Annotated in this window: 15 protein-coding genes and 1 riboswitch; of the genes, 7 read left to right on the top strand and 8 right to left on the bottom strand. The window is 68.2% G+C overall.

The window, feature by feature from the left end; translation table 11 throughout:
- Positions 1 to 91: 91 nt before the first annotated feature.
- The 5 genes from A5709_RS01925 to A5709_RS01945 all read left to right on the top strand — a co-directional run bounded on the left by A5709_RS01925 (position 92) and on the right by A5709_RS01945 (position 3542).
- Complete coding sequence (locus tag A5709_RS01925) at positions 92 to 505, top strand: PaaI family thioesterase (RefSeq protein ID WP_067950404.1); 414 nt, start codon at positions 92 to 94, stop codon at positions 503 to 505.
- Positions 506 to 569: 64 nt separating this feature from the next.
- The gene (locus A5709_RS01930; RefSeq protein ID WP_067950406.1) at positions 570 to 872 is read left to right on the top strand and encodes an urease subunit gamma; all 303 of its coding nucleotides are present in this window, start codon (positions 570 to 572) and stop codon (positions 870 to 872) included.
- On the top strand, positions 869 to 1180 hold the full coding sequence (locus A5709_RS01935) for an urease subunit beta (protein ID WP_067950408.1): 312 nt from the start codon (positions 869 to 871) through the stop codon (positions 1178 to 1180). The genes A5709_RS01930 and A5709_RS01935 overlap by 4 nt, the downstream gene beginning before the upstream one ends.
- Positions 1180 to 2901 carry an urease subunit alpha gene (locus A5709_RS01940; protein ID WP_068117582.1) on the top strand — a complete coding sequence of 574 codons (1722 nt, stop codon included), beginning with the start codon at positions 1180 to 1182 and terminating at the stop codon, positions 2899 to 2901. Before A5709_RS01935 ends, A5709_RS01940 begins: the two co-directional genes overlap by 1 nt.
- 5 nt (positions 2902 to 2906) lie before the next feature.
- On the top strand, positions 2907 to 3542 hold the full coding sequence (locus A5709_RS01945; protein WP_068117584.1) for an urease accessory protein UreF: 636 nt from the start codon (positions 2907 to 2909) through the stop codon (positions 3540 to 3542).
- A 16-nt stretch (positions 3543 to 3558) separates the two neighbouring features.
- Here A5709_RS01945 and A5709_RS01950 read toward each other — a convergent pair whose 3' ends face one another.
- The 4 genes from A5709_RS01950 to A5709_RS01965 all read right to left on the bottom strand — a co-directional run bounded on the left by A5709_RS01950 (position 3559) and on the right by A5709_RS01965 (position 9810).
- Positions 3559 to 5133: an APC family permease gene (locus A5709_RS01950; protein WP_156767940.1), complete on the bottom strand. Its 1575-nt coding sequence runs from the start codon at positions 5131 to 5133 to the stop codon at positions 3559 to 3561.
- 70 nt (positions 5134 to 5203) lie between these two features.
- Complete coding sequence (locus A5709_RS29135; RefSeq protein ID WP_082973747.1) at positions 5204 to 6583, bottom strand: PPE family protein; 1380 nt, start codon at positions 6581 to 6583, stop codon at positions 5204 to 5206.
- Entirely contained in the window at positions 6580 to 7956 is a 1377-nt protein-coding gene (locus A5709_RS29140; RefSeq protein ID WP_068117588.1) for a PPE family protein, read from the bottom strand. Before A5709_RS29140 ends, A5709_RS29135 begins: the two co-directional genes overlap by 4 nt.
- A gap of 690 nt (positions 7957 to 8646) precedes the next feature.
- Entirely contained in the window at positions 8647 to 9810 is a 1164-nt protein-coding gene (locus tag A5709_RS01965) for an agmatinase family protein (RefSeq protein WP_067950415.1), read from the bottom strand.
- A gap of 114 nt (positions 9811 to 9924) precedes the next feature.
- Positions 9925 to 9988, bottom strand: a riboswitch (guanidine-III (ykkC-III) riboswitch).
- Between the two features lie 186 nt (positions 9989 to 10174).
- Here A5709_RS01965 and ureG point away from each other — a divergent pair.
- Positions 10175 to 10852 carry an urease accessory protein UreG gene (gene ureG / locus A5709_RS01970; protein ID WP_068010145.1) on the top strand — a complete coding sequence of 226 codons (678 nt, stop codon included), beginning with the start codon at positions 10175 to 10177 and terminating at the stop codon, positions 10850 to 10852.
- A complete protein-coding gene (locus A5709_RS01975; protein ID WP_067950418.1) occupies positions 10852 to 11499 on the top strand; it encodes an urease accessory protein UreD in 648 nt (215 codons plus the stop codon). Before ureG ends, A5709_RS01975 begins: the two co-directional genes overlap by 1 nt.
- Here A5709_RS01975 and A5709_RS01980 read toward each other — a convergent pair.
- The 4 genes from A5709_RS01980 to A5709_RS01995 form a co-directional block, all read right to left on the bottom strand.
- A complete protein-coding gene (locus tag A5709_RS01980) occupies positions 11496 to 12884 on the bottom strand; it encodes an NAD(P)/FAD-dependent oxidoreductase (RefSeq protein ID WP_067950420.1) in 1389 nt (462 codons plus the stop codon). The two genes, A5709_RS01975 and A5709_RS01980, sit on opposite strands and share 4 nt — an antisense overlap.
- A 199-nt stretch (positions 12885 to 13083) precedes the next feature.
- Positions 13084 to 13464, bottom strand: coding sequence for a DUF4189 domain-containing protein (locus tag A5709_RS01985; RefSeq protein ID WP_067950422.1), 381 nt, complete (start codon positions 13462 to 13464; stop codon positions 13084 to 13086).
- Between the two features lie 116 nt (positions 13465 to 13580).
- Positions 13581 to 14498: an LLM class F420-dependent oxidoreductase gene (locus tag A5709_RS01990; protein WP_067950424.1), complete on the bottom strand. Its 918-nt coding sequence runs from the start codon at positions 14496 to 14498 to the stop codon at positions 13581 to 13583.
- Between the two features lie 59 nt (positions 14499 to 14557).
- Positions 14558 to 15235 (bottom strand): SDR family oxidoreductase, encoded by a 678-nt coding sequence (locus A5709_RS01995; protein ID WP_067950502.1) that lies wholly within the window; start codon positions 15233 to 15235, stop codon positions 14558 to 14560.
- Between the last annotated feature and the right edge of the window lie 165 nt (positions 15236 to 15400).

Raw genomic sequence — 15400 nt, forward strand, 5'->3', positions numbered from 1 at the left:
AGTGACCCCGGGTCGACTCGATCGGCGAGCCCCGTGCCCCAGTGGCACGGGGCTCAGCCGTTCTCGGGTGGTCATGGTGTAAACACAGAACGTGCCTGACCCTCGGGAAGCGACCCTGCCGCCGGATTTCACCGCGCCTTTCGATCAGGAGATCGGGCTGCAATTCACCGAACTCAGCCCCGACGGCGCCCGGGCCCAGCTCGAGGTCACCCCCAAACTGCTGCAGCCGATGGGCCTGGTGCACGGCGGCGTGTACTGCTCGATCATCGAAAGCATGGCCAGCGTGGCCGCCTACACCTGGCTCGCCACCCGCGGCGGCGGGAACGTCGTAGGCGTCAACAACAACACCGACTTTCTGCGCTCCATCGGCTCGGGCATGGTGTACGGCGCCGCGGAACCGATCCACCGCGGCCGGCGCCAGCAGTTGTGGCTGGTCACCATCACCGACGCCGACGACCGGGTGGTCGCCCGCGGCCAGGTTCGGCTGCAGAACCTGGAGGCCTAGCCCGCCCGCCGCCAAGCGTGGCCGGGCGCGTCCCGCCTCGGGCGCCGTGGCAGGATCGGAGAACGTGCTCCTTACGCCGCACGAACAAGAGCGATTGCTGTTGTCCTACGCCGCCGAACTGGCACGCCGCCGCCGTGCCCGGGGCTTGCGGCTGAACCACCCGGAGGCGGTTGCCATCATCACCGACCACATTCTGGAGGGCGCGCGCGACGGCCGCACCGTCGCCGACCTGATGGCCAGCGGCTGCGACGTGCTCAGCCGCGACGATGTGATGGAGGGGGTGCCGGAAATGCTGGCCGACGTACAGGTGGAGGCGACGTTCCCGGACGGCACCAAACTTGTCACCGTCCACCACCCGATCGCATGATTCCCGGCGAAATCCTTTTCGGCAGCGGCGATATCGAGATAAACGCGGACGCGGAGCGGATCGAGATGCAGATCATCAACACCGGGGACCGTCCGGTACAGGTCGGCAGCCACGTCCACCTGCCCCAGGCCAACTCGGCGCTGTCGTTCGACCGCGCCGCCGCCCACGGCTGCCGGTTGGACATCCCGGCCGCCACCGCAGTCCGCTTCGAACCCGGTGTGCCGCAACGGGTCCGACTGGTGCCGCTGCGCGGAAGCCGTGAGGTGCATGGCCTGACCCTGACGCCGCCCGGACGGCTCGACGACTGATGGCGGGCCTGTCGAGGGAGAGCTACGCCCAGCTTTTCGGCCCCACCACGGGCGACCGGATCCGGCTGGCGGACACCGATCTCTTCGTGGAGATCACCGAAGACCGCAGCGGGGGACCGGGACTGGCCGGTGACGAGGCAGTGTTCGGCGGCGGCAAGGTGCTGCGCGAGTCGATGGGCCAGGGACGCGCGACGCGCGCCGAGGGCGCGCCCGACACCGTGATCACCGGGGCGGTCATCATCGACCACTGGGGAATCGTCAAGGCCGACATCGGCATTCGCGACGGCCGTATCTCCGCGATCGGTAAGGCGGGTAACCCCGACACCATGACGGGCGTGCACCCGGACCTGGTGGTCGGGCCGTCCACCGAAGTCATCGCCGGCAACGGCCGGATCGTCACCGCGGGCGCCGTCGACTGCCACGTCCACCTGATTTGCCCCCAGCTCATGGCAGAGGCGCTCGGCTCCGGGATCACGACGATCATCGGCGGCGGCACCGGGCCGGCCGAGGGCACCAAAGCCACCACCGTGACCCCGGGCGCATGGCACCTGGAGAGGATGCTCGAGGCGCTCGACGGCTGGCCGGTGAACTTCGCGCTGCTGGGTAAGGGAAACACCGTCAGCGCCGAGGGATTGTGGGAGCAATTGCACGGCGGGGCTTCGGGTTTCAAGCTGCACGAGGACTGGGGGTCGACCCCGGCAGCCATCGACGCCTGCCTCACCGTCGCCGATGCCGCCGGCGTCCAGGTGGCGCTGCACACCGACACCCTCAATGAGATGGGATTCGTCGAAGACACCCTGGCCGCGATCGCCGGGCGGTCGATCCACACGTATCACACCGAGGGCGCCGGGGGCGGCCATGCTCCCGACATCATCACCGTCGCAGGCAAACCCAACGTTCTGCCCAGCTCCACCAACCCGACTCGCCCCCACACGCGCAACACCCTCGACGAGCATTTGGACATGTTGATGGTCTGCCACCACCTCAATCCCCAAGTGCCGGAAGACTTGGCCTTCGCCGAGAGCCGGATCAGGCCGTCGACCATGGCGGCGGAAGACCTGCTGCATGACATCGGCGCGATCTCGATGATCGGCAGCGACTCGCAGGCGATGGGCAGGATCGGGGAAGTGGTGCTGCGCACCTGGCAGACCGCGCACGTGATGAAACGGCGACGGGGCGCGCTGCCCGGCGACGGTGCCGCCGACAACATGCGGGCGCGGCGCTACGTCGCGAAATACACCATCTGCCCCGCCGTCGCACACGGGCTCGACCACGAGGTCGGATCCGTGGAAGTGGGCAAGCTGGCGGACCTGGTGTTGTGGGAGCCCGCGTTCTTCGGCGTCCGCCCGCACGCGGTGCTCAAGGGCGGCATGATCGCGTGGGCGGCGATGGGGGACGCCAACGCGTCGATCCCGACGCCGCAACCGGTGCTGCCCCGTCCGATGTTCGGGGCCGCGCCGGTCGCGGCGGCCGCCACCTCGGTGCATTTCGTTGCGCCGCAGGCAATCGACGCCGGCCTCACCGAGCGGATCGCGGTCAATCGGCGCCTTGTCCCCGTGCGCAATACCACCGGGCTCGGCAAGGCGGCCCTGCCGCTCAACGACGCGCTGCCCGACATCGAAGTGGACCCGGACACGTTCACCGTGCGGATCGACGGCGAGGTCTGGCAGGAGGACCCGGCGGCGGAATTGCCCATGGCGCAACGCTATTTCCTGTTCTGAGGCACATGTCCGCACTGGCAACGCTGCTCGCCCTGGCCGATTCCCGACTGCCGGCCGGGGGCCACGTGCATTCCGGTGGTGTGGAGGAGGCGGTCACCAGCGGCCTGGTGACCGGCCTGGACTCGCTGGAAGCCTTCCTGTGCCGCCGGATTCGCAGCTCCGGCTTGGTCAGCGCGTCGATCGCGGCGGCGGTCCAGCGCGGCGACCTCACCCCCGACGCGGCCGATCGTGAGACCGATGCCCGCACGCCCGCCCCGGCCGCCCGCGAGGCGTCGCGCAGCCAGGGGCGCGGGCTGGCGCGGCTGGCGCGACGGGTCTGGCCGGACGCCGACTGGGCGGAAATCGGCGCACGGCCGCACCTCGCAGTCACGGCGGGCCGGGTCGGCGCCATCAGTGGACTGAACCCCGAGCACACCGCCTTGACGATCGTCTACACCACCATGACCGGCTCCGCGACCGCCGCCCAGCGGCTTCTCGCTTTGGACCCGGCCGACGTGGCGGCGTGCACGTTTCGGCTGGCGGACCTGTGCGAGCGCACCGCCGCCGAGGCGGCCATCGGGCTGGCCGATCTGTCCGACCCGTTGCTCGACACGCTCGCGCAGCGCCATGCCGAGCGGGCACGCCCGCTCTTCGTCTCCTGATTGTGCTGCGGCGCAACTACTTCCGCGCCGGAATCGCGTCGGCGTACGGCGCGTCGCTCTTGGCGTGCGCCCGCGTGAACACGAGGTACAGGATTCCCAGACCGACGATGGCCACCGACATCAGCAAGATGATGTAGTCGTCGTACCACGGCTGGTGCGAGTCCCGCGGCCAGGAAAGGTTCACGATTGCCGCGACGCCGTAGGTCAGCGCGCCGATGTTGACGGGCACTCCCCACCGGCCCAGCCGGTACTTGCCGTTGGGCGCCCAACCTTTGGCCCTCGCGCGCAGGGCGGCCAGCACCACCATCTGGAAGGCGATGTAGACGCCCACCGAACCGAAGCTGACCAGCTTGGTGAGCGCGTCGCGGGAGATCAGCGACCCGACGATCAGCACCGCCGGGATGATGACCGCGATGAGCAAGGAATAGGGCGGCACGTGTCGCTTGTGATCGAACCGCGCCAGCAGCTTTGAGCCGACGATCATGTCGTCGCGGCCGTAGGAGTAGATGAGCCGGCTGGCGGCGGCCTGCAGGCTCAGCGCGCACGACACGAACGAGATCAGCACGATGCAGAGGACGATCTTCGCCCCGATGCCGCCGAACGCGGTTTTCAGGATCGTGTCGATCGGATCGGGGTCCTTGCCGCTGATCACCGCGCCGAAGTCGGTGACCGACAGGATCAGGCTCAGGCACACGAAGGTGGCCGCCGAGCCGCCGACGTAGATGGTGCGGCGCATGGCCTTTGGAATTTGTATGCCGGGGTTGCGGACCTCCTCGGCGACGTCGCCGCAGGCCTCGAAACCGAAGAACTGGTAGAGCGCGATCAGGCTGGCGGCCAGGAAGGCGTAGGTGTAGCTGTGGTGGCCTTGCGCGCCGAAGCCGTGGAACAGCACGCCGAGATTGTGATGGCGCTGGGTGCACAGCAGCCAGACGCCGACCACGATGGCGCCGATCAACTCGGCGCTGAAGCCGAAGATGGCGAAGTAGCCCAGAATCTTGGTGCCGGTGAGGTTGATGACGGTGGCCAGGGCCAGCATGACGAGCGCGCACAGGACCGTGGCGTGCGGAGAAGGCTTGAAGCCGAAGACGTCTGCGACGTACGGGCCCGCGCCGTAGGCGGCGTCCGCCAGGAGCGCCAACAGTGTGAACATGTAGACCCATCCGGTCATCCATGCCCATTTGCGTCCCCACAGCCGGCGCGCCCAGGGATAGACGCCGCCGGCCACCGGGAACTGGGCCACCACTTCGCTGAAGACCAACGCCACCAACATCTGTCCGACGCCGGCGATCAGCAGGCTCCAGATCATCGGTGGGCCGGCGGTGGACAGCGCGAATGCGAACACCGTGTAGATGCCGACCACCGGTGACAGGTAGGTGAACCCCAGCGAGAAGTTCGCCCATGGGCTCATGTCCCGCTTGAAGTCCGACTGGAAGCCCAAAGCCTTGAGCTGGGCCTGGTCCTCGTCGTCGGGCGTTATCCCTGCCGATGTGGGCGTTTCTAAATCGTCTTGGGCCGCAATCGGTTTCGAGTCGACGGCCAAATCGCCTTCCCAACCCACCGGGGACCGTTTGGCTGGCTTTGTGAAGAACATCTGCACTGATTCCAATCGTCGTCGAGAAAGAGGTGTGCGTGTGAAGTCCCGCACCGAGTCACGGGGTTGGCTACTTTTGCGTTGCCTCCTTGATCAATGTCGCGGCCGTGCGCTTGAGGACGTCGCGTTGCCGGGTTACGTCGGCCATCGCCTTCCGCAGCGCGATGAGCTCTTCGCGTTCGCCGGCGGCGCCGTCGTCCTCGGCGGCTGCGTTCGACGCGACCCAGCGGCCCGCGGGGTCGTGGTGCATTCCGGTCTCGCCGGCCAGCGCGGGAATCACCTTGTGCCGCGCGCCCGCTCGGAGACGGCCCTGCTCGCCGCGCGGCGCGTTGACGACGCTGGCCACCGGTCCCATCGGGGGCATCCCACCGTAGAAACCCGGTGCGACGGTGCCGGCCTGCGGCAGACCGTCCAGCCCGGCGCTGGGCAAGGCGGCCGCGGCGAGCCGGATCGCGGGCGATGTGCCCCACGACTGCGGGACCGACAGCTTGCCGACCGACGCCGACTCACCCAGGCCCGCCGACACCCCGGCCGAAGCGCCCGAGCCGGGCGAATTCACTAGGGCAGAACCGGAACCGGAGACCTGAGACGCGGCACTCGCCGGCGCGGAGAGCGAGTTCACCAACGGATTCCAGGCCGCGGCCACCGGCGGCGCGAGCGTCAACAGGGCTCCGGAAGCGTCGAAGTTCAGACCCTCGGAGAGGATCTGGTAGCCGATGGTGTTTTCGCTGAAGTTGTTGAAAAGGTCCACCAGCGAACCCGATCCGGCGGACGGGGCCGATGCGCCCGGCGAGGTCGGGGCGCCCGTCGACGAAGATTGCAGCAGGTTGGGGATGTTCGACAGCGTTGACGTGGTGTTGGAACCGCCGGTGGCGGCGGCCTTCATGACCGTGGAGTTTTGGTTGGTCGTCCCGTCCGGGTTGGTGGTCTGCTGCGGTGCGGCGAACGGCGTCAGCCGGGTGGCCGCCGCCGAGGCGCCGGCGTAGCCGTACATCGCCGCGGCGTCCTGGGCCCACATCTCGGAGTACTGCGCCTCGGTGGCCGCGATCGCCGGGGTGTTCTGCCCCAACAGGTTGGTCGACACCAGCGACGCCAACAGCGCCCGGTTGACCTCGATCTGCGGCGGCGGCACGGTGGCCGCGAACGCCGCCTCGTAAGCCGCCACCGCCGCACCCAGCTGGCTGGCCGTCTGCTGGGCCTGCGCGGCCGTGGTGTTCATCCACGACACATAGGGCGCCACCGCGGCCGCCATCGCGGCCGACGACGGACCCACCCACGGCCCGCTTGTCAGCTGCGCCGCCACGGCGCGATACGAGGTCGCCGCCGAACTCAGCTCGGAAGCCAGCTTTTCCCAGGCCGTCGCGGCCGTGACCAATGGCGCCGATCCCGCGCCCGCGTACATACGGGCGGAATTGACCTCGGGAGGCAGGGCCGCAAAATCCAGTGTCACAGCATCGCCTCCTTGATCAGGCGGGCTGCCGCGTCGCGTTCGGTCGCCACCTCGGCGATCTCCTTGCGCAGCTTGTCGAGCTCTTCGCGTTCGCGCTCGCTCAGTGCGCTGGCGACATGCTTGCGCGTCCGTTGCGGCGCCGCGGGCATGACCGCCGCGCGCTCGTCGGCGCCCGCCTCCCCGGGGGTTGCCGGGAAGACTTTTTGGCCGGCGCCGGCGCGTGCGCGCGACTGCTCGCCCCTGGGCGCGTTGACCAAGCTGCCCACCGGCGGGATACCGCCGAAGAAGCCGCCGGGCGCCGAGACCTCGGCCTGCGGCGCGCCGCCCAGCCCGGCCGTGGACAGCGGCGACGCGCTACTCGCGAGCCGGATGGCGGGGGAGTCGGCCCACGTTTGCGGTACCGACAACTTGCCGACGGTGGCGGATTCGCCCAGACCCGCCGAAACCCCGGCATTGCCAAGGGAGCCCGCGGCCGGCGAATTCGCCAGGGTGCCCATGCCGGCGTCCGCCGGCGACACGTCGGCCGCCGCGGCCGCCGTCGAGGGCAGCGCCAGCCCGTAGAGGCCGCCCATCAGCGGCGTGATGCCGGAAGCCGTGAACAAGGGCCCACTGATGACCAGGGCCCAGTTCCCGATGTTCTGGGTCAATTCGTTGAGACCGGTCGGTCCGCTGCTGGGGCTGAACAGGCTGCCCAGGTGCGGATCGAGGTTCGATGGGCTGACAATCGAGCCCCCCGAGATGTTCTGCAGCATGTTGGGGACGGCGTTGAGTGCCGACTGCGTGCTGGACCCGGTCGCCGATTGCCCGGCCTGGCTGACCGAAGCGGCCTGCATCGTCGTGCCGTCCGGGTTGGTGGTCTGCTGCGGTGCGGCGAACGGCGTCAGCCGGGTGGCCGCCGCCGAGGCGCCGGCGTAGCCGTACATCGCCGCGGCGTCCTGGGCCCACATCTCGGCGTACTGCGCCTCGGTGGCCGCGATCGCCGGGGTGTTCTGCCCAAGGAGGTTGGTGGCCACCAGCGACGCCAACAACGCCCGGTTCACCTCGATCTGCGGGGGCGGCACGGTGGCCGCGAACGCCGCCTCGTAAGCCGCCACCGCCGCACCCAGCTGGCTGGCGGTCTGCTGGGCCTGCGCGGCCGTGGTGTTCATCCACGACACATAGGGCGCCGCAGCGGCCGCCATCGACCCCGACGACGGGCCCACCCACGGACCACCCGTCAGCTCCGACACGATCGCCCGATAGGCCGCCGCCGCCGAGCCCAATTCCGCCGCCAGCGCGTCCCACGCCGCGGCCGCCGACACCAGGGGCCCAACCCCCGCGCCCGCATACATCCGCCCGGAGTTGACCTCGGGCGGTAACGCCGCAAAATCCACTACAAAACCCCCGTAACCAGCCGACCAGGCGCCAGCTCAAACGCCGCGGGCCCGGACGGGGCGCTGGCTTGGCGATCCGGTTTCGTGCGCCATGGCTTGCGCACGAGTGGCGCGACGCCGAGTTGTTCGCGTCGCCGCACCGCGGCGCCGAGAGACGCTCCGCCGTCTCGTCGCCGTACAACTACCTAATATTCTTAGTTGCACCTGTAACAACCATGGTTAACTCCTGGGAATTTGCTGAAAGTCGATTTTCGGCCGTCGAAATAGTTGTCAGAGGCCCGGTGCCGCATGGGGCCCGGCCGGGCCGGGCGCCCCGGGCGACGGTGAGCATCCGCGCCTCCGGACGGGGAGTGCGGGACCGGCCGGGCGCAACCTAGTGGCGAGAGCTCCTTATCCACATTGACTTTGGTGCGAGGCGTCGCCCGATTGTCCCGGCGCGGTGTAGTGGCATCGCCAATGCCGCAGCCTCCCCGCCGGTCCGAGGAGGACGGACCGCGCATAGGGATTCGGCGCGCGGCGGCCCAAATGGCAGCAGACAGCAGTATTTGCTATGTGACCAACTAGCAACGACCAACTGTTGGCCTCGGTGTCGTTACCCGGCGGTTTGACCGGGACTAATCTCCTAAGCGCGGGCGCTGGGTGGAGACCGCAAGTAGACAGCCCGACAGGCGGATTTCATAACCCACCTCGTCAGTCGGCGAACGGGCCCCAGGCGTGCCGCTTGAGCGCGGCCGGCTTCTTGCCGAGCTTGCCCGCCCGCACCATGACCGCCAGGCTGTCCAGGATGACGCGGCTGCTCATCAGCGCGGTCTGTTCCGCCCAGTCATACGGCGGTGAGCACTCCACCACCTCGATGCCGTTCAGTCCGGGTTCGGAGATCATCCGGATCAGGTTGAGCGCCTCGCGCGGTAGCAGGCCGCCGGGCTCGGGCCAGCCGGTGCCGGGCACGAATCCCGCGTCGATGACATCGATGTCGAACGACAGGTACACCGCCTTGGCGTCCTTCCACGCCGTCTCCAGCGCGATCTCGGCGACCTTTTCGATCCCGACGCGTTCGACGTCACCGACGGTGATGACGGTGCTGCCGCGCTGGCGGCCCACCTGGACGCCGGCGCGCGGAGCCTGCCATCCGCCGATGCCGATCTGCACCAGGTTGGTGGCCGGGGCGTTCTTGATGTTGGTGGCGTGGAACCACGGGGTGGTGTGCATCCGCTCGTCGAGGTCGGTTTCCTGGGTGTCGACGTGGCGGTCGAAGTGGATGATCCCGACGTTGCCGTCCAGGTAGGGGGCCAGACCCCGCACGGTCGGGAAGCCGATCGAGTGGTCGCCGCCGAGCACCACCGGGAACACGCCCTTGGAGACCACGTGGGCCATCGCCTGGCTGATCTGGTCGAACGACTTCTCGATGTTGGCGGGGATCGTGACCACGTCGCCGATGTCGACGATGTTGAGCTGTTCCCGTAGGTCGACTCCCAGCTCGTAGCAATAGGTGCCGAACAGGTTGGTGGAGCGGCGAATGCCCATTGGCCCGAACCGGGTGCCCGGGCGGTAGGTCGTCCCGGCGTCCAGCGGCGCTCCGAAGACGGCCACCTCGGCGTCGGCGACGTCGTTCACATCCTCCAGGAACGGGGCCTTGAGGAACGTCCCGCGTTCCCCGGCGAAGTGGGGGAGCTCGCCGCGGGCGAATGTCGACAGGGTGCGGTCGTTGATGGTGGGGGCGGCTTCAAGCCCGTGGCTGAGGCAGCGGTCGATCTCTTCGCGGTGACGGCGCGTGGACAGCTCCGCTTCGGCTTGCTGCGCCCACGCACCCTCACGGTTGGGAATGTCGGCCTGGCCGGCGAACGGGTTGAACATCGAAAATCCTCTCGTCGAGTTTCAATTCACGGCGGAGGATGCCCCGACGACCGAAACTAAACGGAGGAGAAGTTCGCAGACCGTTTTCGGTTGACCGGCACGCCAGGCATCCCGCGGTCACCGTCTTGTCGCTCTCCGGGTACGGCGAACTCGTCCGGGCGGCCGTTTCGGCCGCCGCCATACAACGTACCTGTTCGACCTTCGTCTACAACTTTGACGTACCCGGCAGACAGCTGTGACTTTCCTGGCAACGACTGGGCGGTCGCAGGACCACTCGCACGACTTGGCCATGATGTGGTCGATACGCTGCCTACCAACGCGCCCGCGCGCCAACCGCTTCCATCAGTCCGCTGAAAGACACGAGATGCCAACACATTCACACGGCCACCCGCATCCACCCCTCGAGCGGCCGCGACGGGTCCGGCAACCGGGGGAGCCGCTGCGCGTCGGCGTCGGCGGCCCGGTCGGGTCCGGCAAGACCGCGCTGGTCGCCGCGCTGTGCCGGCAGCTCCGCGACGAGCTGTCGCTGGCGGTGCTGACCAACGACATCTACACCACCGAGGACGCCGACTTCCTGCGCAGGCACGCGGTGTTGCCGGACGACCGGATCGCCGCGGTGCAAACCGGCGGCTGCCCGCACACCGCGATCCGCGACGACATCACCGCCAACCTCGATGCGATCGACGACCTGATCGCCGCGCACGAGCCGCTGGACCTGATCCTGGTCGAATCCGGAGGCGACAACCTGACCGCCACCTTCTCCTCGGGCTTGGTCGACGTGCAGATCTTCGTCGTCGACGTGGCCGGTGGCGACAAGGTGCCCCGCAAGGGTGGGCCCGGGGTCACCTACTCGGATCTGTTGGTAGTCAACAAGACTGACCTGGCACCACTGGTCGGGGCGGACCTGCAGGTGATGGCCGATGACGCCGCCGCGGTGCGCGATGGCCGGCCCACCGTCCTGCAGTCGCTCACCGACGACCCGGCGGCGACGCAGGTGCTGGCGTGGGTCCGCACGCAATTGCGCGAGGCGGCCAACGTGTGATGCGATCCCGGGTCCTGGTGGTCGCGTATGCGAACCGGCTGCCACGCATCGAATGTGGCGGGGGTGTGGCGGCCCGCCGCACCTCGCCCGACACGGTCCATCTGGTGTCGGCGGCGGCCACGCCGCTGGGCGGCGACAGCATCGACCTTCGCGTCATCGTCGAACGCGGCGCCCGGCTCAGGCTCCGCAGCGCCGCCGCCACGGTCGCGTTGCCCGGCGCGAATGTCCCGACTTCTCATGCCCATTGGGAGATACAGGCGACCGGCAGCCTCGATATCGACCTGGAGCCGACCGTGGTCGCCGCCGACGCCCGCCATGTGTCCAGCGCCGCCTTCTCCTTGCACGACGGGGCCCAGGTGCGCTTCCGCGAGCGCGTGCAGGTCGGCAGATGCGAAGAGCACCAGGGGTTTTGGTCCGGGTCGTTACACGCCGACTGCGATGACCGCCCCCTGCTACGCCACCGGGTGGAGCTGGGCGCCGGATCGTCCGGCGACGACATCATTTCGGCGCCGCGCGCCTCGATTCACGAATTGCGTTACCCCGAAACGGCTTTCCCGAACACCGCGATCGATTCCGGCTCGACCGTGCTGATGTTGGCCGGCGGCGGACTACTCAGCACGTGGCAAGCCGACCGGCTGGCCGGTTAGCTCGCCCGCCTGGCGGTCGCTGGGCGCTTGGTCTCCGCGGCGAGCACCGCCAGCTGTTCGAGACGGGTGCGGGCGAAGGCCTGCTGCTCGGTGATGGTCAGCTGGCCGCGCCGCGTGCTCAGGAAGGTCACCGTCCACGACAGCAACGTGCTGACCTTGGTCTTGAACCCGACCAAATAGACCAGGTGCAGCACCAGCCACATCAGCCAGGCGATGAAGCCGCTGAATTCCAGCGGACCGACCTTGGCCACCGCGGAAAACCGCGAAACGGTGGCCATCGAGCCCTTGTCGAAGTACTGGAACGGCTCGCGCTCCGCCGGATCGGCGCCGCCCAGTTCGGCTTTGATCGTGCCGGCGACATACTTGGCGCCCTGGATCGCGCCCTGCGCCACGCCCGGAACGCCTTCGACGGCGGCCATGTCGCCGATCACGAACACGTTCGGGTGCCCCGGGACGGACAGGTCGGGCAGCACCTTGACCCGCCCGGCGCGGTCGAGTTCCACCGATGACTGTTCGGCGAGGTCTTGGCCCAGGCCGCTGGCCTGCACGCCCGCCGACCACACCTTGCAGGCGGACTCGATGCGCCGGATGGTGCCGTCGGAGTCCTTGACCGTGATGCCGTTGCGGTCGACGTCGGTGACCATCGCCCCCAACTGGATCTCCACACCCATCTTCTCCAGCCGGGCGCGCGCCCGCGCGCCCAATTTGTCGCCGAACGGCGGCAACACGGCGGGGGCCGCGTCGAGCAGGATCACTCGCGCCTTGGTGGAGTCAATGCCACGGAACGAGCCCTTCAGCGTGTGGGCCGCCAATTCCGCGATCTGCCCGGCCATTTCGACACCGGTGGGCCCGGCGCCGATCACGGTGAACGTCAGCAGCTTGGCGCGTCGTTCGGGGTCACGCGACCGCTCGGCCTGTTCGAACGCGCTCAGGATCCGTCCGCGCACCTCCAGTGCGTCGTCGATCGACTTCATGCCGGGGGCGAACTCGGCGAAGTGGTCGTTACCGAAATACGACTGTCCGGCGCCCGCGGCGATAATCAAGCTGTCGTAAGGGGTTTCGTAGGTGTGGCCGAGCAAATCGGATACCACGTACTTGCCGGCCAGGTCGATATGCGTGACGTCACCCAACAGCACCTGGACGTTGCGCTGCCTGCGCAGGACGACGCGGGTGGGCGGGGCGATGTCGCCTTCGGACACGATGCCCGTCGCCACCTGGTACAGCAACGGCTGGAACAGGTGGTGGGTGGTGCGCGCGATCAGCTTGATGTCGACGTCGGCGTGCTTGAGCTTCTTTGCCGCATTGAGCCCGCCGAATCCCGAACCGATGATGACCACCTGGTGGCGACGTTCGGTTCCAGCTGTGGTTTCTGGTGGGGGGCTCATGTTTCCGCTGCTCCTGACGGGGGCTTTTGGACACGCGACTGCAGTTAGCCACAACGCTAGTCAGGCGGGTACCCGGAAACCTAGTTGATACCCATGTGTTGTTTGCAACACTAAAGGTGTCCGCGGGCGAAATCCCTGGTGAGCGTCCAGCGGTGTGGCGCAGTTATCAGGGTTGGCAGCTATCGGCGCGCGGGCGGCGTCACTGGCTGGAGCCCTCACCCGCACAGTGGTCGTGGCCCGCTTGGATCGTGCCGCCGGGGGCACGCTCGAGCGCCTGCGCTTCGGCTTCTTCGCGGGTCGGACCCCAGCCGCCGAAGTATCGGGATTTGGCCGCATTCAAAACGAGCGCCACGCACCCGCCCTGCCCGCTGGCCAGCAGTCGGCAGTCGCTGATGCTCTTGCGGCAGGTCTCCATCACCGCCTTCTCGGCCGCGCCCTGGCTGGCCGCTCCGTCGGCGATGTTGATGCGGCCGGTGGAGTCCGAGATCGCCATGGCGATCCAGTTGTTGTCGGCATGCGCGATCGGGGGCGCGGCGAACGCCACGCCGGCCGCGACCGCCGCCAGGGCTCTTTTCTTCATGGCCGTCCCGGCCCCTTACCTCTGCGCTGCGCCGTTGTGGCGCAGGTCGACGCTGCTACATCGAAGTATTACCGCGGCGGCACCAATCCGCGACCCCAAAGTGGCGGCGTCGGCGGCTAGAGGCCGACGACCGGGCGCAGCGCCTCGCCGACGGCGCTGATCACGCCGGGGGTGTAGAAGGGCAGATTGATGATCACGCCGTCGATGCCCGCGTCCACCACTTTGGTCTTGATCTGGTCGGCGACCGAATCGGGACCGCCGACCACCATGCGCTGCTGCATTTCGGCCGGAATCTGATCGGGTTTCGCGTTCTCGTCGACCAGCACCGTGGTCAGCGTGCTGGTTTCCAACGTCGCGGGGTCCCGGCCGATGTCCTCGCAGCGCCGCCGCACGACGTCCAATTTCCCTGGCAGCTCGTCGAATCCGGCGATCACATTGAGATGATCGAAATGGCGCGCCGCCAGCGGGATCGTCTTCTTCTCACCGCTGCCGCCGATCATCAGCGGAATGTGGTCACGGAAGCGCGGATTCGCGAGCGCCTCGCGCACCTGGTACCACTTGCCGGAGAAGGTAGGCCGCTCGCCCTTGATCATCGGCAGGATGATCTGCAGCGCCTCCTCGAGCCGGTTGAACCTGTCCGTGAAGGTGCCGAATTCGAAACCCAGCTGGTCGTGTTCGAGTTCGAACCAGCCGGTGCCGATGCCCAGGATCGCGCGGCCCTGGCTCACCACGTCGAGGGTGGTGATGGTCTTCGCCAGTAGGGCCGGGTTGCGGTAGGTGTTGCCGGTTACCAAGGTGCCCAACTGAACTCGTTCGGTGCCGGTGGCCAGCGCGCCGAGGGCGGTGTAGGCCTCCAGCATCGGCTGGTCGGGGTCACCCAGCATGGGGAGTTGGTAGAAGTGGTCCATCACGAAAACCGAGTCGAAGCCAGCCGATTCGGCCTCGCGGGCCTGAGCCAGAACAGTGGGGAAGAGTTGTTCCACCCCGGTGCCGTAGGAGAAGTTGGGAATCTGCAGACCGAGTCGAATAGCCACGCGATCTACCGTAGTGCGACGCCGAGCGGGACGATACGGCTCGGCCGCGGATTACGCCCTCAGCCGAATTGGGCGAGCGCGCCGTGGCTGACGTGCAGCGTCTGGCCGGTAATGTGGCGAGCCGCCGGGGTGGTCAAGAACAACGCCAACCGCGCCACTTCGCCGGCGACCGACGGGGGCGTGCGAGAAAGGCCGTCATAGCCGGGCTGGGCGCTGCGCCCGCTGGCCACGGCGTTGACCGTGATCCCACGGGTGCCGAAGATGCCGGCCTGCCCCGCGACCCAATTCGACAGGGTCGCTTTGATGGCGGCGTCGACGCTTCCGGCCGGCGGGTTCTCGGGCACCACGCTGATGATGGAGCCACCCGAGCGCAGGTGATCGCCGACGGTCTGCACCGTCAGAACCGCCGACAGCACGGTGGCGTCCAAGGCGTTTCGCCACGCGGTGGCCGTGTCGGCGATCGAGTAGGTGCGTGGGTCGCCGGCTTCCCATGAGGGCGCCGGCACGTTGACGATGGTGTCCAGATGATGGGGGAACGAGGCACGGGCCTCGGTCAGGCTCGCCGGGTCGGTGGTGTCGCAGACGATCGCGTCCACATCCAATTCCTTGGCGGCGATCTCCAGGTCGCTGCGCCGCGCGCCCACGAGCGTCACCTTGTGACCGGCATCGCGGAAGCCTTCGGCCACTGTGCGCCCCAGTTCGGTGTCTCCGCCGGTGACCAGTACTTCCACTGCCATGACCTCCTCGTGTTCAACGTTGAACCCAGACCCGGGCAGTTCCGTGTGGCCATCCACAGGGACCGCCGGGGGGATCTGCCTGGGATCTCAGCGCGTTATGGCATCAATCTGCCTAGATGTTACTGGACAGTAGCTAGTCGGCGAAATTGTTGACGCCGCGACGCG

Source organism: Mycobacterium sp. E1386 (assembly GCF_001672745.1).
Classification (GTDB): domain Bacteria; phylum Actinomycetota; class Actinomycetes; order Mycobacteriales; family Mycobacteriaceae; genus Mycobacterium.

Coding starts and splice junctions, on each gene's coding strand:
- A5709_RS01935 (WP_067950408.1), top strand. CDS start 869: ATGATTCCCGGCGAAATCCTTTTCGGCAGCGGCGATATCGAGATAAAC.
- A5709_RS01940 (WP_068117582.1), top strand. CDS start 1,180: ATGGCGGGCCTGTCGAGGGAGAGCTACGCCCAGCTTTTCGGCCCCACC.
- A5709_RS01945 (WP_068117584.1), top strand. CDS start 2,907: ATGTCCGCACTGGCAACGCTGCTCGCCCTGGCCGATTCCCGACTGCCG.
- A5709_RS01950 (WP_156767940.1), bottom strand. CDS start 5,133: ATGTTCTTCACAAAGCCAGCCAAACGGTCCCCGGTGGGTTGGGAAGGC.
- A5709_RS01965 (WP_067950415.1), bottom strand. CDS start 9,810: ATGTTCAACCCGTTCGCCGGCCAGGCCGACATTCCCAACCGTGAGGGT.
- ureG (WP_068010145.1), top strand. CDS start 10,175: ATGCCAACACATTCACACGGCCACCCGCATCCACCCCTCGAGCGGCCG.
- A5709_RS01975 (WP_067950418.1), top strand. CDS start 10,852: ATGCGATCCCGGGTCCTGGTGGTCGCGTATGCGAACCGGCTGCCACGC.
- A5709_RS01980 (WP_067950420.1), bottom strand. CDS start 12,884: ATGAGCCCCCCACCAGAAACCACAGCTGGAACCGAACGTCGCCACCAG.
- A5709_RS01985 (WP_067950422.1), bottom strand. CDS start 13,464: ATGAAGAAAAGAGCCCTGGCGGCGGTCGCGGCCGGCGTGGCGTTCGCC.
- A5709_RS01995 (WP_067950502.1), bottom strand. CDS start 15,235: ATGGCAGTGGAAGTACTGGTCACCGGCGGAGACACCGAACTGGGGCGC.